This is a genomic window from Embleya australiensis, from assembly GCF_051903075.1.
GTDB lineage: Bacteria > Actinomycetota > Actinomycetes > Streptomycetales > Streptomycetaceae > Embleya.
In genome coordinates this window covers 3,931,810-3,955,114 of sequence record NZ_CP182422.1, presented here as the reverse complement: position 1 = coordinate 3,955,114, position 23,305 = coordinate 3,931,810, and the positions used below count along the sequence as shown (strand labels likewise).

25 protein-coding genes and 1 tRNA gene are annotated in these 23,305 nt (G+C 68.3%); 11 read left to right on the top strand and 15 right to left on the bottom strand.

Translation table 11 applies throughout. From position 1 onward, the window contains the following. The first annotated feature begins 7 nt into the window (after positions 1 to 7). Together ACMXN5_RS16970 and ACMXN5_RS16965 are read left to right on the top strand one after the other, a co-directional pair. Positions 8 to 976, top strand: a complete 969-nt coding sequence (locus ACMXN5_RS16970) for a Yip1 family protein (RefSeq protein ID WP_439675972.1) — start codon at positions 8 to 10, stop codon at positions 974 to 976. Between the two features lie 255 nt (positions 977 to 1,231). Continuing rightward, positions 1,232 to 1,834, top strand: a complete 603-nt coding sequence (locus tag ACMXN5_RS16965) for a bifunctional DNA primase/polymerase (RefSeq protein ID WP_126636613.1) — start codon at positions 1,232 to 1,234, stop codon at positions 1,832 to 1,834. 33 nt (positions 1,835 to 1,867) lie between these two features. On the opposite strand, the gene ACMXN5_RS16960 is transcribed toward ACMXN5_RS16965, so the two are convergent. Further along, a complete protein-coding gene (locus tag ACMXN5_RS16960; RefSeq protein ID WP_078976193.1) occupies positions 1,868 to 2,365 on the bottom strand; it encodes a phosphoribosyltransferase in 498 nt (165 codons plus the stop codon). A 146-nt stretch (positions 2,366 to 2,511) separates the two neighbouring features. Then, the gene (gene dcd / locus ACMXN5_RS16955; RefSeq protein WP_020557430.1) at positions 2,512 to 3,093 is read right to left on the bottom strand and encodes a dCTP deaminase; all 582 of its coding nucleotides are present in this window, start codon (positions 3,091 to 3,093) and stop codon (positions 2,512 to 2,514) included. 127 nt (positions 3,094 to 3,220) lie between these two features. Between dcd and ACMXN5_RS16950 the strand changes: the two genes are divergently transcribed. Next, positions 3,221 to 3,294 (top strand) — tRNA-Gly (locus tag ACMXN5_RS16950). A 62-nt stretch (positions 3,295 to 3,356) separates the two neighbouring features. Here ACMXN5_RS16950 and ACMXN5_RS16945 read toward each other — a convergent pair. The 5 genes from ACMXN5_RS16945 to ACMXN5_RS16925 all read right to left on the bottom strand — a co-directional run bounded on the left by ACMXN5_RS16945 (position 3,357) and on the right by ACMXN5_RS16925 (position 6,023). Then, the gene (locus ACMXN5_RS16945) at positions 3,357 to 4,511 is read right to left on the bottom strand and encodes a site-specific integrase (RefSeq protein ID WP_439675971.1); all 1,155 of its coding nucleotides are present in this window, start codon (positions 4,509 to 4,511) and stop codon (positions 3,357 to 3,359) included. Next, on the bottom strand, positions 4,511 to 4,726 hold the full coding sequence (locus ACMXN5_RS16940; protein ID WP_439675970.1) for a helix-turn-helix domain-containing protein: 216 nt from the start codon (positions 4,724 to 4,726) through the stop codon (positions 4,511 to 4,513). The genes ACMXN5_RS16945 and ACMXN5_RS16940 overlap by 1 nt, the downstream gene beginning before the upstream one ends. A 210-nt stretch (positions 4,727 to 4,936) precedes the next feature. Then, positions 4,937 to 5,242 (bottom strand): hypothetical protein, encoded by a 306-nt coding sequence (locus ACMXN5_RS16935; RefSeq protein WP_439675969.1) that lies wholly within the window; start codon positions 5,240 to 5,242, stop codon positions 4,937 to 4,939. A gap of 15 nt (positions 5,243 to 5,257) precedes the next feature. Further along, on the bottom strand, positions 5,258 to 5,500 hold the full coding sequence (locus ACMXN5_RS16930) for a hypothetical protein (protein ID WP_439675968.1): 243 nt from the start codon (positions 5,498 to 5,500) through the stop codon (positions 5,258 to 5,260). After that, positions 5,493 to 6,023 (bottom strand): hypothetical protein, encoded by a 531-nt coding sequence (locus tag ACMXN5_RS16925; RefSeq protein WP_439675967.1) that lies wholly within the window; start codon positions 6,021 to 6,023, stop codon positions 5,493 to 5,495. The genes ACMXN5_RS16930 and ACMXN5_RS16925 overlap by 8 nt, the downstream gene beginning before the upstream one ends. A 175-nt stretch (positions 6,024 to 6,198) precedes the next feature. Between ACMXN5_RS16925 and ACMXN5_RS16920 the strand changes: the two genes are divergently transcribed. Next, positions 6,199 to 7,572 carry a hypothetical protein gene (locus ACMXN5_RS16920; RefSeq protein ID WP_439675966.1) on the top strand — a complete coding sequence of 458 codons (1,374 nt, stop codon included), beginning with the start codon at positions 6,199 to 6,201 and terminating at the stop codon, positions 7,570 to 7,572. A 7-nt stretch (positions 7,573 to 7,579) separates the two neighbouring features. Here ACMXN5_RS16920 and ACMXN5_RS16915 read toward each other — a convergent pair whose 3' ends face one another. The 6 genes from ACMXN5_RS16915 to ACMXN5_RS16890 form a co-directional block, all read right to left on the bottom strand. Then, a complete protein-coding gene (locus ACMXN5_RS16915) occupies positions 7,580 to 8,416 on the bottom strand; it encodes a phosphotransferase (protein WP_439678025.1) in 837 nt (278 codons plus the stop codon). 275 nt (positions 8,417 to 8,691) lie between these two features. Beyond that, positions 8,692 to 9,294 (bottom strand): hypothetical protein, encoded by a 603-nt coding sequence (locus tag ACMXN5_RS16910; protein ID WP_439675965.1) that lies wholly within the window; start codon positions 9,292 to 9,294, stop codon positions 8,692 to 8,694. A gap of 5 nt (positions 9,295 to 9,299) precedes the next feature. Further along, entirely contained in the window at positions 9,300 to 9,635 is a 336-nt protein-coding gene (locus tag ACMXN5_RS16905; protein WP_439675964.1) for a hypothetical protein, read from the bottom strand. 730 nt (positions 9,636 to 10,365) lie between these two features. After that, on the bottom strand, positions 10,366 to 11,202 hold the full coding sequence (locus tag ACMXN5_RS16900; protein ID WP_439678024.1) for a tyrosine-type recombinase/integrase: 837 nt from the start codon (positions 11,200 to 11,202) through the stop codon (positions 10,366 to 10,368). A gap of 893 nt (positions 11,203 to 12,095) precedes the next feature. After that, positions 12,096 to 12,647, bottom strand: coding sequence for a YceI family protein (locus tag ACMXN5_RS16895; RefSeq protein WP_439675963.1), 552 nt, complete (start codon positions 12,645 to 12,647; stop codon positions 12,096 to 12,098). Positions 12,648 to 12,981: 334 nt separating this feature from the next. Continuing rightward, positions 12,982 to 13,332, bottom strand: a complete 351-nt coding sequence (locus ACMXN5_RS16890; protein WP_439675962.1) for a hypothetical protein — start codon at positions 13,330 to 13,332, stop codon at positions 12,982 to 12,984. Positions 13,333 to 13,505: 173 nt separating this feature from the next. On the opposite strand from ACMXN5_RS16890, the gene ACMXN5_RS16885 reads away from it, so the two are divergent. Then, a complete protein-coding gene (locus ACMXN5_RS16885; protein ID WP_439675961.1) occupies positions 13,506 to 14,438 on the top strand; it encodes an alpha/beta hydrolase in 933 nt (310 codons plus the stop codon). Positions 14,439 to 14,967: 529 nt separating this feature from the next. Here ACMXN5_RS16885 and ACMXN5_RS16880 read toward each other — a convergent pair. Then, a complete protein-coding gene (locus tag ACMXN5_RS16880; protein WP_439675960.1) occupies positions 14,968 to 15,264 on the bottom strand; it encodes a hypothetical protein in 297 nt (98 codons plus the stop codon). A gap of 1,289 nt (positions 15,265 to 16,553) precedes the next feature. On the opposite strand from ACMXN5_RS16880, the gene ACMXN5_RS16875 reads away from it, so the two are divergent. The 5 genes from ACMXN5_RS16875 to ACMXN5_RS16855 all read left to right on the top strand — a co-directional run bounded on the left by ACMXN5_RS16875 (position 16,554) and on the right by ACMXN5_RS16855 (position 21,230). Beyond that, the gene (locus ACMXN5_RS16875) at positions 16,554 to 16,844 is read left to right on the top strand and encodes an MTH1187 family thiamine-binding protein (protein ID WP_439675959.1); all 291 of its coding nucleotides are present in this window, start codon (positions 16,554 to 16,556) and stop codon (positions 16,842 to 16,844) included. 535 nt (positions 16,845 to 17,379) lie between these two features. Further along, positions 17,380 to 17,895 (top strand): SigE family RNA polymerase sigma factor, encoded by a 516-nt coding sequence (locus tag ACMXN5_RS16870; protein ID WP_380003397.1) that lies wholly within the window; start codon positions 17,380 to 17,382, stop codon positions 17,893 to 17,895. Further along, complete coding sequence (locus tag ACMXN5_RS16865) at positions 17,834 to 19,390, top strand: hypothetical protein (protein ID WP_439675958.1); 1,557 nt, start codon at positions 17,834 to 17,836, stop codon at positions 19,388 to 19,390. The genes ACMXN5_RS16870 and ACMXN5_RS16865 overlap by 62 nt, the downstream gene beginning before the upstream one ends. 447 nt (positions 19,391 to 19,837) lie before the next feature. Then, the gene (locus ACMXN5_RS16860) at positions 19,838 to 20,680 is read left to right on the top strand and encodes a hypothetical protein (protein ID WP_439675957.1); all 843 of its coding nucleotides are present in this window, start codon (positions 19,838 to 19,840) and stop codon (positions 20,678 to 20,680) included. A 76-nt stretch (positions 20,681 to 20,756) separates the two neighbouring features. After that, entirely contained in the window at positions 20,757 to 21,230 is a 474-nt protein-coding gene (locus ACMXN5_RS16855; protein WP_395795868.1) for an RrF2 family transcriptional regulator, read from the top strand. Here ACMXN5_RS16855 and ACMXN5_RS16850 read toward each other — a convergent pair. Continuing rightward, positions 21,160 to 22,152: a LysR family transcriptional regulator gene (locus ACMXN5_RS16850; RefSeq protein WP_439675956.1), complete on the bottom strand. Its 993-nt coding sequence runs from the start codon at positions 22,150 to 22,152 to the stop codon at positions 21,160 to 21,162. The genes ACMXN5_RS16855 and ACMXN5_RS16850 overlap by 71 nt on opposite strands. 145 nt (positions 22,153 to 22,297) lie before the next feature. On the opposite strand from ACMXN5_RS16850, the gene ACMXN5_RS16845 reads away from it, so the two are divergent. After that, complete coding sequence (locus tag ACMXN5_RS16845; RefSeq protein ID WP_439675955.1) at positions 22,298 to 23,296, top strand: nitrilase family protein; 999 nt, start codon at positions 22,298 to 22,300, stop codon at positions 23,294 to 23,296. The last annotated feature ends 9 nt before the right edge of the window (positions 23,297 to 23,305 follow it).

The window sequence follows — 23,305 nt, the reverse complement described above, 5'->3', positions numbered from 1 at the left end:
CAGGGGTGTGACTGGCAATGGACCCTACGACCCGTACCGGCAACAGCCCCCGCCTGCCGGCCAGGGTTACCCACCACCTCAGTACGGCGGGGCTTACGGCGACGGGTACGGGGGGCAGCAGGGGCAGCCTGGGCAACCCGGGCAGCACGGGTATGGGCAGCCTGGGCAGCAGGGGCAGCCCGGGTATGGGCAGCCCGGGTACGGGCAGCCGGGGCAGCAGGGGTACGGGCAGTCGGTTCCGCCGCCTCCGCCGCCGTCGCCGCAGGGTGGGCAGGGCGGGTCGGGGGACTCGGGTTACGGGCCGCTGTCGTTGCCCGACGAGACGAGTCTGTACATCTACGGCGCGCCGCCGGAGGAGTACACGACGGTGACGCCGTCGGTGCCGCCTCCGCAGCCGCAGCAGTACCAGCCGCCGCCGTACGGTGGGCCGCCGAGGTACCTGCACTGGAAAGAGGTGCTGAGCGGCCTCGTGTTGCGGCCGCTGCGCACCATGAACGAGGCCCGCGACCAGGCGGTGTGGTGGCCGGCGCTGATCATGTCCGCGCTCGGCGGTGTGCTCGCGGTGTTGGCCAACGACGCGTCGCGCAAGGAGATCGTGCACTCGACGCTGAGCACGAGCGTGCCGGCGCTGGGCATCGTCGTGGTCATGGTGCCCGCGTTCTGCGCGCTGCTCGGCCTGGTCTCACACGCCCTGGCCACCCAGTTCGGCGGCAACGGCTCGCCGACGCCGTTCATCACGCTGTCGATGATCGTGGTCTGGATCGCGGACGCGCCGCGCCTGGCGGTGGCGATGTTCGCGCCGGACAAGAACTCGATCGTGACCGGCGTCGGGCTGCTCTCGTTCGTGCTGACCGCGTGGATGTTGACGACGTTGATGATGCGTGTGCACGAGTTGGCGTGGCCGCGTGCGCTGGGGTGTGTGGCGGTCGAGTTGATCGCGCTGTTGTTGGTGTTGAAGCTGCCGTTGACGTCGTGACGTCGTCGCGGGGTTGTGGCGGGGTTGTGGCCTTTTCGGACCCGGGTTCGGGGCGGGTGCGGGGTCTGACGCCTGGTCAGGCCGGCGGCAAAGCGTGCCGGCAGTGGACCAAGCGGACCGCAAGCGGCACGGTCGAGCCGCGTTGCGGATCTGTTCGTGCGCCGTTTCGGGCGGTGTACTCGTAGGAGTACCGGGAGTACACCTGCCGGACCACGACACTTCGCCGTGGTCGCGGTCGCGAGGAACGGAACGGACATGCTTGTGCGGCAACGCACCCGGGCTGCGCTCCAGGCCGCCGCCCTCTTCTACGTCGTGGATCGGGGTTGGCCCGTGCTGCCCGGTGCCTACGTCGAGGACGGCCGATGTTCGTGCGGCGACACCGAATGCCCCGACCCGGGGGCGCATCCCGCCGCCGAACCGGGGCTGACCCGGGCCACCCGGTCGACGGACGACGTGTGGGAGTGGTGGAGCGGCAAGCCGTACACCGTCCTGCTGGCGAGCGGGCTGGAGTTCGACGTGCTGGACGCGCCGGCGCAGGTCGGGTACGCGGCGATCCGCCAGTTGGAGGTGGTCGGATTGCCGCTGGGGCCGGTGTTGCAGCTGCCGGGCGAGCGGTTGTTGTTCCTGGTCGACCCGGGCGCGCGCAACCTGTACTGGTACACGGTGGACCACAACGACACGGCTCGGTTCGACGTCCGGCACCATGCGGTCGGCCACTTCGTACCGGCTCCGCCCTCGTCCACGGCGTGCGGGGGGCGGACCCGGTGGGCGGTGCCGCCGGACCCGATCGAGCGGGGGCTGCCGGGCGCGGTGGACGTACTCGGCGCGTTGATGCGGTTCAGCACGCAGGCGCGGTGACGGGGGCGGAAGTCGTCCCGCACCGCGCGTCGCTCAGGCGTCGAGGATCTGGCCCTGGCGGGTGACGACGGGCGGCTCGACGGACCACGGGAAGTTGATCCAGTCGTCGGTGTGCTTCCACACGTATTCGCACTTCACCAGCGACTGCGGCTTCTCGTACACCACGGCGCAGCGCACCTCGGCCACGTTGCCCTCGCAGAAGTCGCGGACCAGGAGCAGCGTCTTGCCGGTGTCGGCGACGTCGTCCGCGATGAGCACCTTCTTGTTCGAGAAGTCCACCACGTCGGGCACCGGCGCGAGCATGACCGGCATGTCCAGCGTGGTGCCGATCCCCGTGTAGAACTCGACGTTGACCAGGTGCAAATTTTTAACGTCCAGCGCGTACGCGAGCGCGCCGGCCGCGAACACGCCGCCGCGGGCGATCGACAGGATGATGTCGGGCTCGTACCCGTCCGCCGCGACCTGCATGGCCAGCTCGCGCGTGGCCTGGCCGAAGAGCGGCCAGGTGAGGTTTTCGCGCACGTCACTCATGTCCGGGGATGCCTATCTTCTGTTCGGGGGGGCGTCGGTCGCGGGGGCGGGGTTCGCGGGAGCGCGGGGCCGGAGTCGGAGTCGAGGTCGGGATCGAGGTCGGATCGTGCTTGACGGTCGTCCCCGGCCACCCTCGCTCCCTCCTCCTAATCGCGGACGTTCGTGCGGTGGAAGTCCTTGAACGACCGTGAGGGGGTCGGCCCACGCTGTCCCTGATAGCGCGATCCGTACACCGAGGACCCATACGGGAACTCGGCCGGCGACGACAGCCGGAACATGCACAGCTGGCCGATCTTCATTCCCGGCCACAACTTAATCGGCAGGGTCGCGACGTTGGACAACTCCAGCGTCACATGCCCGGAGAAGCCCGGGTCGATGAACCCGGCGGTCGAGTGTGTCAGCAGCCCGAGCCGCCCCAACGAACTCTTCCCCTCCAGCCGCGACGCGACGTCGTCCGGCAGGGACACGACCTCGTAGGTCGAACCGAGCGCGAACTCGCCCGGGTGCAGGATGAACGGTTCGCCCTCCGGCGGCTCGATCATCCGCGTGAGGTCGGGCTGCTCGACGGCGGGGTCGATGTGCGGGTACTTGTGGTTCTCGAAGACCCGAAAGAACCGGTCGAGTCGAACGTCCACACTCGACGGCTGAACCATGGCCGGCTCGTAGGGATCGATCCGAACCCGACCGCAGTCGATCTCCGCGCGAATGTCCTTGTCCGATAGAAGCACGGGCAAAGCGTAATCGCAGCTCCCCGGATCCACCCAAACGCTCCCGCACCCACCGCCGGAACGATGCTGCGACCACACGCGGCCATCCGGTAGAGTGACGGTGCAGCGCTCCAAGGAGCCCTGTGTTGCGGGCGTAGTTTAATGGTAGAACATGAGCTTCCCAAGCTTAGAACGCGAGTTCGATTCTCGTCGCCCGCTCCATATGTGAAGGCCCAGGTCACGGACATGATCCGTAACTTGGGCCTTCGCCGTTCCCAGGCTCGCTACGCCTCGCGTGCCAGATCCGTGCCAGATTGGCGATGATCTTGGCTCTGGGACTTCTTGATCCGCCTCGCGATGGCGTCGGCGATGACTTGGTCTCGGCCGGCGCGAGCGTGCTGGTAGATGAGCGCGGCTCGCGACATCGACTGGCCCATGCGGTCCATCAGCTCGCGGAGAGTGGCGCCGGTCTCGGCGGCGAGGACGTTCCCGGTATGGCGTAGATCGTGGGAGTGGAGACCAGTCACGCCGAGGTGACGGGTCCCGCGTCGCCACACCCGGGTGAAGTTGCAGCGGCGCAGGGCTGCACCCTTCGGACCGACGAAGAGCAAGCCGTCATCCTCCTTCTCGGCAAACCACTCCAGGTGCCGACGGAGGTCGAGGAGGATCGGCGCGGGGATGGTGACGGTGCGCTTGCCGGCGGCCGACTTCGGCGGACCGGTGACGCGCTTGCCGTTGCTCATCTCGATGGCGGAGACGTCGATACGGATCGTGCCTGCGTCGAGGTCCACGTGATCGCGCCGGAGGGCAGCGAGTTCGCCCCAGCGCAGGGAGCCGAAGGCAGCAAGGAGGACGAGAGCTCGGTAGCGAGGGCCGACGCCGTCCGCGAGGGTGAAGACCTGTTCGAGGGTGAGGATCGGGCGTTCGGGAGCCTTCTCGTCACCGCCGCCCTTGATGCGGCACGGGTTGCGGCGGATCAGGCCGTCGTCCACGGCGGTGTTCATGATCGCGCGCATGAGTCGGTACGACTTGGCGGTGGTCGACAGACCAAGCCCGCCTTCCAGGCGCATGGCACGCCAGCGGCGCACGTCGGCCTCCTTGATCGCCGGGATGGCTGCATCGCCGAACGTGGGCTTGAGGTGGAGACGGAGCAGAATGCTGTACAGCTCGCGCGTGCGCGGGCGGAGGTTCGGCCGCTCCTTGATCCAGGCCGTGGCGTAGATGCCGAAGACCATGTCACCGCGTGGGTCGATCCAGTCGCCGCGTCTCATCTCCGACTCGGTGTCGGTCAGCCACTCCTCGGCGGCCGTCTTGGTGGCGAAGGTCTTGTCAGCCGTCCGCAGTTGGCCGTCCGGCCCGGGGTATCGCGCCCGCCACTTCTTGGACGGAAGTTGGCGGACCGCCCCGAAACGACGGCGCCGTCCCTTGCTGTTGGCCATCAGGCTGCCTTTCCATGAGTTCGGCCAGGCTCGACAAGACCGGCGCGAATGAAGGCGTCGACCGCGTCCGCCGAGATCCGGATGTGGCGGCCGATCCGAATGAAGGTGATGCGTCGCTCTGCGATGAGGCGACGGACGAAGCGCTCGCCGACGTTGAGCCGGTCGGCGGCTTGGGGGACGGTCAGGAGCCGTCCGGGAGTGCTCTTCTCGCTCACGAGCAAGTCTGCTCGCAGGTCTTGACTGGTCAGGTCGCGTCCTGTTGGGGCCCGTCTGCGTGGGGACCTCGGCTGGTTGTCTCGACACCGTTGGGCGTTTGGTCGGTGCGAGCCGGCCTGTAGCGGCCGTTGCCGAATATCGGTCGGGTGGTGCGGTGGTCGGCCGGATGCGCGGGAAGCGCTCTGCGCACCCGACCGGGGTGTGTGGGGTCAGGCCGCTTCGTCGTGCGCGGCGAGGTGATCCAGTTCGGCACAGAGGCCGTTGGCGAGGAGCGTGGCCAGGCGGTGGACTGCGTCGGCGGGGACGGGGCCGAGGTTGACCAAGCCGTCACCGTGGACGTTCACTTCCGCCTTGAGCGCTCCGAAACCGACGTCCAGGCTGGCCGTCGTTAGGCGTGCGGCGAGTTCGGTAGTGGCGTTGTTCGCCTTGCTCCAGCCACGGACGTACGGAATGCCGGCGTGCAGCACCTCGGCAGGTTGTGCGCAGGTTCGCGCGTTGTCGGCAGCGGGACGCATGGCGATACCTCCTTGTCAGGCAGGGTTCTTCTCGGCTGCGGCGAGAAGTTCGGCGAGCCGGGTGGCAGCTTCCGGTGTGGTGCGGCCGACTTCGACGAACCCGTGGCCGAAGGCGTTGACGTCGGCACGGAGATAGGGGAAGTGCTCGGCGAGGCCAGAGGCGATCAGGACATCCCGCAGGGCGGCGACCGCGGTTCGCGCTTCGTACCAAGCCGTGGTGTCGATGGGCGACCAGGAAGCCGCGTCCGGATCACTCATCGCCCGTGCCCTCGGCTGCCGCAGACAGGTTGCGCAGCGCGATGAGGAGATGGACGGTGAGCACCGCGACCGCGTCGCGATCGAGGGTGGATTCCTCCGTGGGCCTGCTGAGCCACTGGTGGCGATCTCCGGCTTCGGCATCTCGGCCGGGGACCACCAGATACCCGCCTGTCGAGAGGTAGCGGTACGGCACATCCCCTCGCAGAACCGTCAACGCGCCCGCGAAGAAGGGCTCCCCGACCGGCGCAATGAGGAAGGCGACCTTTCGCGCCTGGTGGTCGATGACGGACGGCGGAGCCAGGGAACCGAGACGCCGATACCAATCGACCGCTTCGATGCCCAGTCGGTCCGCCACGATGACCGCGTCCACGACGTGGCCGGTCGCCCACAGCCGAGGCGCCCGGGGGTGTCCCGTCCCGGCCGAGGTGCCAAGGGCTGCGAGCAGCCAGCCACCGGCGGATTCACTCGCCTGATGAAGCGTCATGTTCATCTCCCGAAGCCCGCCGGTCGTTCCGCCGGGCATCACCACGATGCGACGGCGGCACCGATCCGAGGCAGACGGCAAGGGATGACAAGGGGTGACACGGCCTGTCACCTCGGCGCACGCAAGCAAGGTCAACTCACTGCGATTTTTTGACGACGCTTCGTGTGCGCGAGCATGATGGCTTGATCTGGCTCCGCCTCCGGGGAGGCGATTCGTGGTGTCGACCACCACGCCGTATCAAGCCGATCTCCTACGCGCGGCCCGAACTCACCTCGGCTGGAAGAAGCCCCGTCTCGTCTACGCCCTCCGCCAGGCCGCCGCGCAGGAGGGTCGCTCTCTCCCCACCGACACATCCCTCCTGCGAAGCATCGCCCGCTGGGAGAACGGCCAGACCTACCCCGCCGACTACGTCGAGCTGCTGGTGAAGGTCTACGGCCAGCCGGCACACCGACTCGGGTTGGGCGACGCCCCGGCCGCTCCGGAGACCCCGGGCACGGTCTACCCCAGCACTCCCACGGACGGCATCGAAGCACTTGCAGCGCTGTGGCGTGCCGATCTCGCGCCTGGTAACGACATGCAAGCGCTGACCCCGGACCCGACCGCCTGGAACGCGGCGCCGCTCGCGTGGCTCGTTTCCGGGCAGCAAGAGCAGTTGCCGAATTCACGAACCCGCACCCAGATCGGGATGTCAGACGTCGAAGCCGTCCGTGCAACGGTCGACGTTCACTTGGACAACCGCTTCGGGGGAGGGCACGGCCGCCGAGCATTGATCCAATACCTGGACAGCGATGTCGCCGAATTGCTGACCGCGCGCAGCACAGAGCCCGTGGGCCGCGCCCTGTTCGGCACGGTCGCCGAAGCCACGCTCCTCGCCGGGTGGATGAGCTACGACAGCGGCCACCACGGCTTGGCCCAGCGCTACTTCATCCAGGCTCTCCGCTTGGCCCAGGCCGCCGAGGATCGCCGTCTCGCGGGAAGCGTCCTGTCCGCGATGAGCCATCAGGCCACCTACCTCGGCCGCTTCACCGAGGCAGCCAACCTGGCCCGCGCCGCCCAGCTCGGCACAACAGGCCACGCAACGCCGACCTTGACCGCACAGTTCCTCGCGATGGAGGCCCGAGCGCTCTCCCGCATCGGCGACAACACAGGATGCAAGGCGGCCTTGACCCGTGCCACAACGATCTTCGAACGCACCAACCCGGGTGAAGACCCGGAGTGGATCGGCTACTTCGACCATGCGGAGCTGTCCGCCGAACTCGGCCACTGCTTCCGCGACATGCACCAAGCCCGGCAAGCCACCACATACGCGGAACTGTGTCTCGGCGGTACGGACGGCCGCTACGTCCGCAGCGACTTCTTCGCGACCATGGTCCTGGCGGAAGCCCACCTGACGGCCGGAAATCCCGAACTCGCCTGCCGCAGCACCCTCACGGCACTGAGGCTCGGACGCCAGCTCAAGTCCGCCCGATGCGTGACCTATCTATCCGAATTCCGCACAAAGCTGGCGGCGTTCGCAACCTCAGCTCCAGTTGCCGAATTCCTGGAAGAGGCCGAGAGCCATCGCCTGTGGCAGCAGACCGCGAGTTGATCCGGCCTCAGAACGGCTTCCACCCATGCCGGTCGGCACCGGTCCGCAGGTCCGACATGCGCCGCTCGACCTCCGTCGTCACCGCAGCATCGCCGGCCATGTTCTGCGTCAGCCACACCGTCATCATCAACTCGCGCATGTCCGCCAGGACCGGGTAGCCGTACCAGTTCATGACGTCGAAGCCGTACGCGTTCACGAACGACTCGTACTCGGCCCGGGTGTGCCACCCGTAACGCTCGTAATACATCGCGGTCAGCACCAGGTCCCACTCACGCGGCCCGAGCGCAAACCCGTCCAGGTCGATGAGGACAGCCCGCCCCGCTTCGTCAACGAGCGCGTTCCCGACGTTCGCGTCCCCGTGCACGAGCCCGAAGGGAAGCACGAACTCCAGAGCGTCATACCGCTTCCGAAGCTCCTCTGCTCGCTGCCGAAGAAACCCACGGTCCTCATCGCCCAACGCCACCGCGGCGTCGATCCGCCCCCAGGTCGCCGCCAACGGCTCCAGATACGGCAGCCCCAGCGACTCCGGCTCCTCCAACCAGTGCAACCGCCGCAACAACTCGGCCAACGCGACCACACCCGCGAACCGCTCCTCCTCGGTCACCAGCTCCCAGAAAGTCACCACCCGCCCATCAACCACGAGCGGCTGCCGAATCCGCGAAACAACCCGCACCGCAGGGAACCCCACCTCGGCAAGCCATCGAGCAGCAGCCACGGTCCGCTCATGCTCATCGACTCGGTCCGCCGACCGCGCCACCCGCACCACAATGGGGTCGCCCAACCGAAAGACAGCGTTCTCCCCCAGCCGCAGCAGAGACGCCTTCTCGGCGCTCAACCCGGCCACAGCACAGGCCGAGCCCAACACCTCCCGAGCATGCTCCGCAGTAAACGCCCCTCCGGCCCCAGACACCCCGCCATCCGCCATACCGCGAAGCTACCCGCATCCAGTGCCCTGTCGACCCACCAACGGCGCCCAATTGACCATTGCCGAATTTGGCTCTACTGGATCAAGGGCGCGCCCTGACGGGCGCGTCACCGCCCGGCTGATGGGGGGCCACCGCGCGTGCGGCGTAGCCGCCGGTCACGGCAGCCCCCACCAGCCGGGCGCCTCTTCTCTTCCTATGTCGCGAACGCCGCACGCAGACTATTCACCATCTCTGCATTGTCACGACTGCCGCGCCATCTGATCCAGCGCACACCACCTTCAAGCATCTGATGAGCCGCACCGGAAGGTGCCATATTGGCGATTACAACAACTGGCACAAGGCTCATTTCAGCGAATCGAGCAATTCGATTCAAAGCCGATCGACTGACCCGTGATCTGGGCATGAAATACTTGACTTCAATGGCGATTGTTCGACCGTCATTCCTCGATACCAGGAAATCATATCCACTATCTGCGCGCCCCTCGGCAACGCTAACATCACCTTCCGGAAAGGTCGCAGTCAGCGATACCAGAGCACCAAAGACGCTACGCTCATAAGCTTGAGCATTTACCCAGTCTCCGGGCGGCGGAGGTGGATTAGACGGCGCGTTTAGAGAGTCCAGGGGAAGCGTCACATCGACGGAGTCAACACTAGCCCCGCTCACACCAGGGACCTCAACACGCACCACCACTCGAGGACCGCCGCTCGCCTCGTAGATCCTCAAGACGATGCCCGGCAGTACATCCAGCCCCCACGGCACGTAGACCTCTTCGCCCAGCTTCGGATTCGCCATCATGCTCCTCACCAGGGCCGGAGGCCGACAAGCGTGTTGAAGTAGTCACCGACGACATCATCCATCGCAGGCGCTAACGCGTCGAGTGACCGGCGCCAACGTTTGACCACAGTCAGAGTAATCGGGAAATCACCATCAGCTTTAAGCATGGCGAATTTACTCTGATCATCATGCGCAATTGCATTACGTGCAGTATTCAGAGACTCCAGTTCAGAATTCCAACGAGAGGCTCGACTATTTACATTCTTTAACGCCGGCCACAGCGATAGTCCAAGTCGGAGAAAATCATTGCCCAATCCGCCCGGAGTGGCGTTACCTTTATCCAGAGTTCGATTAAAAGTCAAGTTGCTTCTGATAATTGAACTCAAGGCCGGGTTGGGCTGAAAAGAAGGCGAGCATACGAAATCTGAAGCTTCGTCATGCAGGCCACGACAGAACCCTTGGAATTCCGCTGCCAGCCGAAGGGTAACCGCCCAGTTGAGTTGACTCGTACGCCAACGCCTCCCGGGTCCGCTACCTCCAACGGTTGAATGTGCGGCCAGTAGTTCATCGATCCGATCGCGCCTGGCATTAGTCCAATCAACGTAAGAAAGTGACGGCACGGCATTCCCCACCATGTGTGGACATCTAATAATTGGCTAATGCGCATCCAGCATAGTGCCAGCCTGCGATGGCGTGGAGGCTCAACTATCAACGAGAGCATCGTTCAATCTGTAGCGCCAGTCAGGGCGCAGGAGTCGCGACGAAGGTTGCTGCGGACGCAACCATGGGGCTCTGCCCCGGACCCCGGCCCTCTCTCGGAGGGGTGGGCAGGTCGATCATGCTGCGGTTCGTGGGTGGTCTTGAAGGTCTGGGGGTTCCCTCCTTGATCGGGCACCGGAGGCGTACCCGGAACCCCGGAGGGGCGCAACGGCCGAGCGCGAGCGTCACGGTGTGAGCCGTTGCGCCGCTCCGGGAACCCGGGTCCGTGCAGGCATGCCCGATCGAGGAGGGAACCCCCAGACCGACCACCCACTTGCGGGGCGAAGGCTGGCCCGAGTCGCGTACCAGATGCGTGCCAGAACGGGGCGGGGCTCAGGGGGTCTGACGGGTACTCAGGGGGTGCTCCAACGCGTTGTGCCACGTGGGGACTTGGCGAGGTCGGGAGCAAGATCGCGAGCTTGCCTTCCAAGCTAGGCATTCGCTGTTGTCAGTGTCGTCAGGGCTAGCGCTCCAACCGGGAGATCGGTGCCGTTCGCCGTGCCAGATGCGTGCCAGAACGGGTGGAGACTCGCGGTCATTCAGGGGTACGGAGGGGCTGTCGAGCCGTAAGGGCCGGCCAGGACGCGCGGCAGGTCGCGGGGTCCCTCGCGTACCGGAGGAACGGCGCTTCCCAAGCTTAGAACGCGAGTTCGATTCTCGTCGCCCGCTCGTTGGATGAAGGCCCAGATCACGGACATGATCCGAGACCTGGGCCTTCGTCGTTTCCGGGCTCACTACGCCTCGCGCGCGAGCGTGCTGGTAGATGAGCGCGGCTTTTGACGTCGACTGGCCCATGCGGTCGATCAGGTCGCGGAGGGTAGCACCGGTCTCGGCGGCCAGGACGTTGCCGGTGTGGCGTAGGTCGTGAAAGTGCAGGTCGCTCACGCCGAGGTGACGGGTACCGCGGCGCCAGACCCGGCTGAAGTTGCAGCGGCGGAGGGCCGCGCCCTTCGGGCAGGCGAAGAACAGGCCGTCCGGTTCCTTCTCGGCGAACCACTCCACGTGGCGGCGCAGGTCGAGCAGGATCGGCGTGGGGATGGTCACGGTGCGCTTGCCGACGGCCGACTTCGGCGGGCCCGTCAGGCGTTGGCCGTTGCTCATCTCGATGGCGGACACGTCGATGCGGATCGTGCCAGCGTCGAGGTCTACGTTATCGCGCCGGCGTGTAATGATCTTGGAATTGGGTGGGCCCCGACGCGGTTCAGGTGCTGGTCAGAGCACGATTTCGGGAGTGCGCTCACACCCGCTCCGGAGCCGTTTCGCGAGTGAGGCGTGAACGCCTGGACGACCACACGTCTGTCTGTGAGAGTTCGGCGCATGGATCCCATGGCCGTACGGTCGAATGAGTTGCTGGCCCAGGCAGTCGGCCAGGCGCGGCCCGTCTGGGAGTCGAGCCACGATCATGATGCGTTTCGGCGCTTCTTGGACGCCCAAGATTGGGGTGCCGCCCTGAAGATCGCCGTCATCCGCGGGGTACAGGGAGGCGAACTCAAGGACGCAGCCGACGTCTTCGACTCATACTGTGCGCGCACTCGGAAAGACGCGGCTGGTTCGTAGTGGTCAGGACCACGTGAGGATGGCCGCCGAAGACGCCCGATCGCAGCCGGCGAAGGCCGCGCGGCCTGAGTGCTCGCCCTGCGTCGAACACAATTGTTCGTGCCAGATGCGTGCCAGAAGGGGCGGGGTCTCGCGGTCACTGGCGGACGCTGACGGGCTGTTGCGCTCGTCTTGGCGGTAGGGGGGCTCGGCTGGTCAGGGTGTATTCGAGATCCCTGCGGGAACGGCGCTTCCCAAGCTTGGAACGCGAGTTCGATTCTCGTCGCCCGCTCGTGGGGCTTAGGCCCAGGTCACGGACATGATCCGTGACCTGGGCCTTCGTCGTTTGCCGATCCGCTACGTCGGGCTGCGTTCTTCGGCTGTGGATGTTGCGCGGTTCGCCGGCGACAGGCGGGGGGTGGTTTGGGCCGGGACGGTGTGGGCCTGGAGCGCGGGGGGGCGTGTCGTCCCGGCGGTGTTGTGTGTTGTGGTGCCGCCGGATGGGTGTGTCGATTGGGAGGGCGGCGTCAGGTCTGCTTGATGGCGGAGATGTCGAACTCCAGGACGACCTTGTCGCCTACGAGGACGCCGCCGCCTTCCAGGGCGGCGTTCCACGTCACGCCGAATTCCTTGCGGGAGATGGTCACGGATCCCTCCAGGCCGACTCGGAGGTTGCCGTACGGGTCGACCGCGTTGCCCGTGTACTCGAAGTCGATGGTGACCGGGCGGGTGACGTCCTTGACGGTGAGGTCGCCGGTGACGCGGTATTCGGAGTCGGACTTCGCCTCGACGGAGGTGGTCCGGAAGGTGATGTCGGGGAAGTTGGGGACGTCGAGAAAGTCGTTGGTGCGCAGGTGCTGGTCGCGCTGTTCGACGCCGGTGTGGATGCTCTCGGTCTTGATCACCAACTGGGCACTGGACTTGGTCGGGTCGCTGCCGTCCAGGTGGGCGGTGCCCTCGAAGGCGCTGAACGAACCGCGGACCTTGGTCACCATGGCATGGCGGGCGACGAAGCCGATCCGGGTGTGGGCGGGGTCGAGGACGTAGTCCCCGGTGAGCTCGGGGAGGGTGGCGGTCATGGTGAGCGGATCTCCCTGGGGTGGTCGGGATCCCGGCGGCGGTTCGCCGGGATTGTCTCCTGACCCACGCTAGGCGTGATGGGTGTCTGGGCCGCCCGGACGCGCGGGGAGTGCACTCCGAATGACGACCACGGCCGCCACCACCGCAGCTCGTGGTCGGCACCGATGCGAGAAGCTCGCAGGCGTGGTGGTGGGCCGTTTCCGTTGAAAGTGGGCTGAGGGTGGCCCGCGGGCGTGGGCCGTGGGCCGGGTCTTCGGGGTTCCGTGGGCGGGGCTGCCCTGGAGGGGCGGCGGGCCGACGCCGCTTGGGGTGGCGGGGTGGGTGGGGCTTGGGCTAGTGGAACTCGTGGATCAGTTCTATTCGGCCGACTATGTGGTTGTTGAATTCTGGGAGGTCTTCGGCTGGGACCCAGAGTTCGAGGATGGATTTTCCGCCGGCTTGGCGGACCGGGTAGCGGATTACGTATTCGGTTTCGATGTGGAAGCGGGTTACGTAGCCGGAGCCGGAGGCGGGGACGTTCCAGTCTCGGGCGATTTTGATTGCGTAGTCCTCGTTGAGGACCGGGTAGAAGATCGGCTGGTCGGGCAGCCGGGCCGGCCACGCGGTCCAGCCGGACTCGCGTACGAGCTCCAGCTCGGCCGGTCCGGTCGGCCGCCAGAGGGTCGTCGTGGGGATGGCGTTCATGGGGTTATGGTGCGGCCGCGGGTGGGTGGGGTGGAAACGGATTTCGCAGGTGGGATAGGGCGGGGCGGCGTGGGACGCGGGTGGGCCGGCGGGCGAGTGACTTGCGCCTCGATCGGGTGGGATCTGACGGGGCGTCATGGAAGTTGGCGGCGGGCGCTGCTAGCTTCCGCGGCATGGATCACCGCATAGACCCCGAATTGCTCGCGGTCCTCCCGTATCTGCCGACCGTGGACATCGCCGAGCCGGCGGCGTTTCGGGCTGCGCAGCGGGCTCGGGCCCAGCCTTTGCAGCGTCCGGCCGGGCTTTTGGTCGAGGATCGGGTGGTGGCCGGGGGTGTGCCGGTGCGGATCTATACGCCGACGGCTGCGGTGGAGGCGGCCGGGGCCGGGGCGGGTGGGGCGCTTGGGGTGTTGGTGTGGTTTCACGGTGGTGGGTTCGTGTTCGGGGACATGGACAGCACCGATGGCAGTTGTGTGGCGACCGCCCTTGAGGTGGGCTGCGTCGTGGTGAATGTGGAGTATCGGCTTGCGCCCGAGGATCCCTTTCCGGCGGGCTTCGAGGATGCGTGGGCGGTGCTTCGGTGGGTCGCGGAGCATGCGGCGTCGATCGGGGCGGATGCGGGGCGGATCGCGGTCGGCGGGGTGAGCGCGGGTGGCGGGTTGGCTGCGGCGTTGGCGTTGCGGGCGCGGGACGAGGGTGGGCCGGCGCTGGTGTACCAGGTATTGGACACGGCGGTTTTGGATGATCGGCTGGACACTCCCTCGATGCGGGAGTTCGATGCGACGCCGTTGTGGAGTCGTCCGCAGGCGGAGTTGAGTTGGCGGTACTACCTGGCGGGTGCGGAGGCGAGCGCCTACGCGGCGCCCGCGCGGGCCGAGGATGTGGCGGGCTTGGCGCCCGCGTACATCACGGCGAACGAGTTCGATCCGCTGCGTGATGAGGCGATCGAGTATGCGGTGAGGTTGATTCGGGCGGGTGTTCCGGTCGAGCTGCATCACCGGCCGGGGACGTTCCATGGCTCCAACGCGATCCCGTCGGCGGAGGTCTCGCGGCGGGCTCTGGAGGACATCCGCCGCGCCCTGCGGGCGGCTTTTCGGGTCGATTAGGCGCACGGCGGGGCCGGGGCGTGGAGTGCCGGGTCTCCGGTGACGGCGTCGGGAGTGGGGCGAGACTCGGTCGGGGCTGCGGCATCGATCTCGGCCGTGGGATCGCGGGGGCTGGGCAGCTTCGGGAGTCGGGATTCGGGCTGCCTGTCGCCCGAGGCCAAGGCACGGGCGCCGGTGTCTGCGGCGGGAGGCCGGAGGCCGGGGCACGGCTGCCGGGACGTAGCTGCCGGCGTCGTCGGAAGTCAGAGGCCGGCCTCCGTGTGCCGGTAGCCGGTAGCCGCGGGCCACGGCACGATGGCCGGTCATCGGGGGTTGGGGCTCCGCGGTCGGACGTCGAAGGCTGCGGCATGGTCGCCGGTTGCGAAAGCGAGGGGCTCGGCCGCCGACCGTCAAAACCAAGGGCATGACCGCCAGTCACCGGCGGAGACATGGCCACCGGCCGTCGAGCGCCAAGCACAGCCGACGACCGCAGAAGACGAAGGCATGACCGCCAGTGCCGAAGGCGGAAGCTCGGCCGCCGATGCCGAAGTCACGGCTGCCAACCGCCGCAGGCCAGAGCACAGCGGCCGGTCAGGGTACGGCCGACGACCGTCGAAACCAGAGGCACGATCGCCGGTCGCCGAAGGCGGAAGCTCGGTCGCCGGCTGCCGAAGCCGAAGCCGAAGCCATGGTCGGCAACCGCCACATGCCAGGACACAGCGGCGGTCAGCGTTCGGCCGACGACCGCCGAAACAAAAGGCACGATCGCCAGTCGCCGAAGGCGGAAGCTCGGCGGCCAACTGCCGAAGCCGAAGCCATCGTCGGCAACCGCCGCAGGCCAGGACACAACGGCTGGGCAGGGCTCTGCCGAAGACCGCCGAAGACGAAGGCACGACGCCCACCGCTGAAGCCGAAATCATGGCTGCCGGTCGGCGCAGGGCAGGACACGACGGACGGTCAGGGTTCGGCCGACGACCGCCGAAACAAGAGGTACGATCGCCAGTCGCCGAACGCGGAAGCTCGGCGGCCAACTGCCGAAGCCGAAGCCATCGTCGGCAACCGCCGCAGGCCAGGACACAACGGCTGGGCAGGGCTCTGCCGAAGACCGCCGAAGACGAAGGCACGACGCCCACCGCTGAAGCCGAAATCATGGCTGCCGGTCGGCGCAGGGCAGGACACGACGGACGGTCAGGGTTCGGCCGACGACCGCCGAAACAAGAGGCACGATCGCTGGTCGCCGAAGGCGGAAGCTCGATCGCCGGCTGCCGAAGCCGAAGTCATTGTCGGCAACCGCCACAGGCCAGGACACAACGGCTGGGCAGGGCTCTGCCGACGACCGCCGAAGACGAAGGCACGACGCCGGCCGCTGAAGCCGAAATCATGGCTGCCGGTCGGCGCAGGGCAGGGCACGGCGGACGGTCAGGGTTCGGCCGGCGACCGTCGAAGCGAGGGACACGATTGCCTGTCGCCGAAGGCGGGAGGTCCGTCGCCGGCGGTCGAAGCCCAAGTCATGACCGCCGACCGCCGCAGGCATGAGCACGGTGGCCGGACGTCGGGGGTCGGGGCTCTGCGGGCGGACGTCGAAAGCCGTGGCATGGTCGGTGGTTGCGGAGGCGAGGGTTCGGTCGCCTGCCGCCGAACCGGAGGCACGACCCGCTGTTGCCGAAAACGGGCCGGCCGGCCACTATCCGTCGGACGCCGATGGCACAACCGCCGGTCGCCGAAGCCCAAGGCGTGAGCGCCAGTTGCCGAAGTGGAAGCGTAGTCGCCGAAACCAAGGCATGAACGCCGATCGCCGCAGGCCGGGGGTTGGCCGACGGTTGCCGGGCGCCGCAGCCCAGGGTTCAGGGCTCGGCCACCGATCGTCGACGGTGAAGCACGGCCGTCGGCCGTGGAAGGTTGAGTCATGGGCGCCGAGCGGAGGCCGGTGTGTCGCTGCCGGTTGTTGGAGGCCGAGGCGCGGGCGGCGGATCTCGTGGTGTCCGGCTCCCGGGGCGGGGCGGGGTGGGGTGGGGTGGTTTCGGGTGCGGGTTGGGGGTTGGGGTGGGTGGTTTGGGGGTGGCTGGGGTTTGGGAGGCGGCGTGTGGGGCGTTCTACGCTTGGGGTGTTCGGGGTCGGGATGTGGAGGGTCTTGTTGTGATCGTTGCGTTTTCGGTGTCGCCGTTGGGTGTTGGTGAGGATGTGGGGGAGGCGGTGGCGGCTGCGGTTCGGGTGGTGCGGGCCAGTGGGTTGCCGAATCGCACCGATGCCATGTTCACCTCGATCGAGGGTGAGTGGGACGAGGTGATGGCCGTGGTCAAGGACGCCGTCGAGGCGGTCAAGGCGCACTCGAATCGGGTGAGTCTGGTGCTCAAGGCCGACATCCGCGAGGGGGTCGTCGATGGGCTGACGGCCAAGGTCGAGACGATCGAGCGGTATCTGGCGTAGGTAGGCGGTCGGTTCCGATCGGGCGGCGGGCCGACGGGCGGGCCTGGTGTGTCGGTGGATGGCAGGCGCGTTTGTCTTGGGCTGCGCGGCGTGATGCGGCATTGGGTGGTGATCCCCCACCCCCATCCCCCGTACCGGTGGGCGGCTTCGAGGGTGGTGCCCGGATGTGGCACGACGGGGTCGAGTGCTTCGTCGGTCGTCGGGATGCCGGTGCGGTCCTGCCGGCCGCCGTGTGAGAGCCGGCGGCCGAAACGAGTGCGGTTGAGGGTCGGGCCGGTTCTCGTCGGCGGCCGAGAGTGGCCGGGGCGGGCGGGCGCGATCCGGTGGGCGCCGGCGGGCTTGGCCGTTGACTTCGTTCTTGGTGCGCCGCACAGCGATGGGCTCCCCTTCGGGCATGGCCCACCCGGGCCGGCCGCGGCGCACCCGGCGGGAATTCGAGGGTGGCTTCGGTTGCCTGTTCGGTCGGTGGGGGCGGTGTAACGTTTCGGCTGGCTCGGTCATTTCCCCTGATGACGTCGACGAACGGGGGACATCGATGGCCGGCGGAAGCGATGCGGACTTTCGAGAGTTCGCCGCCACGCACAGCCGCAGGTTGTTCCGTACCGCGTGTCTGCTCACCTCTGGTGACTGGCACGGTGCCGAGGACCTGCTTCAGGAGACACTCGGCAAGCTCTATCCGAAGTGGCGCAGGATCGGCCGGATGGAGTGGCCGTTCGCCTACGCGCACACCACGTTGGTCCGCACCTACCTCGAACAACAGCGCCGCAAGAGTTCCACCGAGCGCGCCACCGACAACGTGCCGGAGCGTGCGGCCCGCCCGACGGGCGATCCCGAGTTGCGGCTCACTCTGCTCGACGGCCTGGCCGAGTTGGCTCCGGGGGATCGGGCGGTGTTGGTGCTGCGCTATTGGGAGGACCGCTCGGTGGAGCAGGTCGCCGAGATGTTGCATCTGTCGGCGGGGGCGGTACGGGTCCGCTCCCATCGGGCGCTTGATCGGCTGCGGGCGGTGCTGGGCGATCAATTGCCGGATCTTGCTCTGGATCGCAGTTGAGCCTCCGCCTCCGCCTCCGTGTGTATGGGTGAACACCGATGGCACTGATGGCGTCGATGGCGTCGGTGGCGCACATGGACGCGCGGGCGTGCGCGACTGCGTGTCCGGCGCTGTGCCGGCGATTCGCTCAACCCTTATGTGCTTCCGTACTCCTAGTGAAAGGACCGGTGATCTCACCGTGCCCTCTGCCGGTTTTGAGTACCACGACCCAGACTTCGAGCAGGCGCTGCCGGGTGCGCTGAATGCCGTGGTCGATACCTTCCCGGCGTACGACCCCGAGGTGATCGCGCGCGGTGTCGCACGCGGCAAGCGGATTCGGCGGGTGCGGCGCATCCGGATCGGGGCTGCCGCGTGTGCGATGGCCGTCACCGTGGTGGGCGTCGGGGTCGTCCTCGACCGGGCGCTGGAGACCGATGCGTCGGCGGCCTCTCGGCCTACGCTGCCGGACGGCGACATGCCCTCGGCCGGGCCGGTGACGGGCAACCAGATGATCGCCGTCCTGGAAAGCCTGCTGCCCGCCAAGGGGAAGGTCAGCGAGGTCTCCGGCGGCGGGACTCAACTGACGCCCCAGGACCCGCCGTTGATCAGTCGGAATCCGTTCGCCCAACTCGTCTACACCGATTCGGGTGGCTCGACCGGAATCCGGGTGATGCTCACGCGCCCGGTGCCCGACAGCCCCGAGAGCCGGATGGCGGACTGTGGTGCCGCCGACGAACGTCAGCCCTACGACGAGTGCATCGGGCACCGGCAGCCCGACGGGTCGAAACTGACCGTGGCCAAGACCGACGGCGACGGGTCGGGCGAGCCCGGGCAGCGGCACTGGCGCGTGATCCTGGACCGACCCGACGGCGGCCGGGTCTGGCTCGACGCCTTCGCCGGCGGCGCGCGGGACCAGAGGATCGACACGAACGCGGGCGGCGTCGGAGTCGGTCGGGACCCACGGCTGACCGTCGACCAGTTGACCAAAATCGTGACGGACCCACGCTGGGCCCGAGGCGCCGCCGCGCTGCCGACGCCGGATCGGCGGGTGCTCGGTGTCCTGGAAAGCGTGCTTCCCGCCGGGCTCGACATCGCGGCCAAGGGGGAAGTGTCATACGGCGCGACGGTCGTGCTGCGGGACGGACAGGGGCTGACCAGCGTATCGGCGAGCGTCCGGATGACCGCCGACCCGCTGGAGTCCTGTGCGGGGATCGCGGATTGCCGCACCCGGACCCTCCCCGACGGCTCCACGACCTTCGCCGCGCGACAGCCGGTGGGCAATGCGCCGCCGGAATTCCTCCAGTGGCGGGTGGCGATACGCCGCCCGGACGGGCGTACGGTCCAGGTCAACGCGGGAAATACCGCCGGTCCGGGGTTGATTCTGATCAACGATGACGACTACCCGGGGCTCGTGTTCCAAGGGTCCCCCGGTACGAGGAAGCCGTCTCGCGTCGAACCGGCTCTGACCCTGGACCAGTTGGAGGCGATGGCCGCCGACCCGCGCTGGACGCGTTGAGGTCCACACAGACGACGCGCGGCGCGTACGGCCGGCGAGCCGGGTGTACGCGCCGCGTCGGGTCCGGGCCGGGACGGGCGGACGGGCCACGTACCGCACCCGCCGAGTGGGCCCTCCGAAGTGCGTGAAACCCGCTGTACGGCACAGGACTTCGTGGCGCGGGCGTTTGTGCCGGTGGGACCGTCGATGCGGTTTTTCGTTATGCGGTGACCGCACCCTCTAGGACCCACTAGGCCGGCCGCCCCGAAGGGGCGGCGGCCGGCCCTAGGTGGAAAACTGCCCGAAAAAACGTCACTCGGGTGGGTGATTGACGGCAACTGCCACAGCACTGTGTGCTGTTCCGTGTCCAAAGCGTGAGTCATCCAAAACGTATTTCGGCCCCCGCTGGTGCAACGAACACCAGTGCGAGGGCCTGACCACTCAACGAGAGGCAGGACCCTCATCGTCATGGCTGATTACCAGAGTACTGATGTCCCCGCTCCTGTCGAGAACCCCGCCGCCGCCGTGTTGGTCCGATTCGGCAGTCTCTCCGGATGGGCGTTCGAAGCCGCCATCCGCTACGAGGCCGCGCCCCCCGGCACCCCGATCTCCATCGAGAGCATCCGCGAACTCCTCGGTGTGGGCACCCACATCGCCCGCCGCGTGCTCCAGGAACTCACCGACGCCGGCATCGCGGTGGCCAAGCGCTTGAGGGACTCGGCGACCGGGCGCCTGCTCGGTCGTCTCACGGAGTGGTCCGGGCCGCGTGCGGTCCGGGGCGCTCCCGAGGCAGGTTCACCCTCCGCCCCGAAGGCCGTGCCGAAGGCTGGGCCCAACACCGCGCCCAACACCACGCCCAACACCGCGCCGACGGCCGGTCCCGAGCCGGATCCCGCCGTACGCGCCCTCGAACTGCTCCGCTCGCTGGCCGACGTCGACGAACGATTGGCCTTCAAGGACCGGGAGTTGCGTACCCTCGTGCCGTTCGTACAGGCCCGCTTCACGGCCGGTGCCACGGACGACGAGGTCTTCCGGGAGTTGACCGACGACCTACCGCCACCGAGTCGCGAGCTCAAGACCGGCCTGCTGCACTTCCGCCTCACCCGTACCCCGCCACCACCGACGGCTCCGGTGATCCCGGCCCAGTCGCGCCGCCCGCGCCTGGTCGAGTGCGCCGACTGCGGGCGCCCCGGACCCGACCTCGTCCCCGGCGCCTTGTGCCACCACTGCCGCACCGGCACCACGCCCGTCCCGCTCGACGGCTTCGCCCGCGCGAAACGGCTGATGCAACTCGCCGGCCTGCCGCTGTGACCGTCGAGGGTGGAGCCATCCGAGGGAGCGGGGGTTGTCCCGGGTATTCTGGATGGGTAGCGTCCAGCATATGCAGATGAGCGAAGGCGTGGAGTGGGCGCTGCACAGCTGCCTGAACCTGGCGTGGGCCGAATCGGGCACGGCGGTGACGGCGACCAAACTGGCCGCCTTCTACGGCCTGCCCGCCGCCTACCTCAACAAGCAGCTCCAGGCCCTCGCCCGCGCCGGCATCGTCACCTCGACCTCCGGCCCACGCGGCGGATTCCGGCTGGCCAAGGCCCTGAAGGACATCACCCTGATGGACGTGGTCGTCGCCATCGAGGGCCCCGACGCGGCCTTCCGCTGCCAACAGATCCTGCGCAGCGGCCCCGACGCCGACCCGACGGCCGACTACCGCACCGCGTGCGTCATCGCGCAGGCGATGTCCCGCGCCGACCTGGCCTGGCGCCGCGAACTCGCCGCGCAGACGCTCGCCGACATCAGGGCGACGGTGGAGTCCCGCTCCCCCGACACCCCGGAGCTGACCCGGAACCGGCTGGCCGCGAAGTAGCCCCACGCCGCCGGACGAGATCGCGCACGACGGCGAGGAAGTTGTCCCGCACCCGCGTGCCCCGCGCCGGATCCCACACCGCGCCGATCCGCCAGGAGACGGCGGCCGAAACGACATCCGAGACCGCGCTCGAAGCACCACCGCCCTCGATCGCCGTCACCACAACCGTCGAAGACGCGATATCGGCCGCCCCCGCCGGCACCAGCGCCACCCCCACCCCCGCCGCAACCAGCGCCAACACGGTCTGGAGGTCGGACGCCTCCTGAACCGGCTCCGACCGAGCATCGAACTCCCGCTCGAACAACTCGATCTGCCGTACCAGCCCCGGCCCCTTCGCCCGGGTGAGCCGCACCACCGCACGCCCCCGCAACCACGCGGCGACCCCCACCGGATCCGTCGGCGGCGGATCCGCGTCCCGGGGCGCCGCAACCGCGAGCGTGTCGGTCAGCACCACCAACCGGGCCAGGTCGTCCGGCGCCGGCAGCCGTACGAAGCCCACGTCGAGGTCGCCCCCGCGGACCGCCTCGATCTGACTCGCGGAGGACATGTCCTCCAACGAGATCTCCACCCCCGGAAAGCGCCGGCGGAAGGCCGCCACGGCCTGCGGCGCGAGATCGATCCCCGACAGCCCGAACCCGACCGCCAGACTGCCCGCCTCCCCGCGCCGGAACTGCCCGGCCCGCCGGGTCAACTGGTCGGCCCGGCGGACCAGTTCGCGGGCCTCCGGTAGCAGCGTGGCGCCCAGCCGGGTCGGCTCGGCACCGTGCCGCCCCCGGACGAACAGGGCGCCGCCGACCTCCCCCTCCAGCGCCCGGATCTGCTTGCTCAACGCGGGTTGGGTGATCGACAACCCCCGCGCCGCGACTCCGAAGGCACCGCAGTCGGCCACCGCGACCAACGCGCGCAGCAGCCGGATATCCATGTCGCGAGTCTAGGCCGCGATCCATTCCGTCCGGTTATCGAAGCACCCCGAAGTTTCATTGGACCGGAATGCCGAGGTACGGCTGTGATGGAGGCCGGGACGACCATCAGCCACCCATCAGCCACCCCACGGACAGGAGTCGTCGATGTCGACGGAGCACCTGCGCTGCGCGTCGGTACAGTTCGAGCCGCGCCCGGACGACAAGGCGTACAACCTGGCCCGCGTCGAAGACTTCACCCGCCGCGCCGCCGCCGACGGGGTACAGCTCGTCGTGGTCCCCGAGATGTCCCTCCTGGGCTACTGGCACCTGCGCCGGCACCCCGCCGAGCGGCTGCGCGAACTCGCCGAGCCGGTCACCGGCCCCTCCGTCACCCGCGTGCGCGAGCTGGCCGTCGAACTGGGCGTGGCCGGCGGCCTGGGCTTCCTGGAGCGGGACGAGGTCGACGGGCGGCTGTTCAACTCGTACGCGGTCTGCCTGCCCGACGGCCGGGTGCACTGCCACCGCAAGCTGCACGCGTTCGAGCACGAGGCCGTCTCCAGCGGCGACCGGTACACCGTCTTCGACACACCGTGGGGCGTGCGGGTCGGCATCCTCGTCTGCTGGGACAACAACCTCATCGAGAACGTGCGGGCCACCGCCCTGCTCGGCGCCTCGATCCTGGTCGCACCGCACCAGACCGGCGGTACCGACTCGCGCAGTCCGCACGGCATGCGGCCGATCCCGCCGGCCGTGTGGGAGAACCGGCACCGGGACCCGGCCGCCGTCGAGGCCGCGTTTCGCGGCGACAGCGGCCGGGGGTGGTTGCTGCGCTGGTTGCCCTCGCGGGCCCACGACAACGGCCTGGCCCTGATCTTCAGCAACGGGGTGGGGCGCGACGACGACGAGGTCCGCACCGGCAACGCGATGATCCTCGACCCGTACGGCCGCATCCTCGCCGAGACCTGGGCCGCGGCGGACACGATGGTCACCGCGGACGTCGACCTGACCCTGATCCCGCTGTCCACCGGCCGCCGCTGGCTCAAGGGCCGCCGCCCCGACCTGTACGGCGTCCTCACCCACCACTTCGGCGACGAACGCGACGCCAGGACCGCCCGCTTCTCGCCGGACCCGGCGGCGGTGACCCCGACGGTGCTCCCGGACTGACCCCGGGGC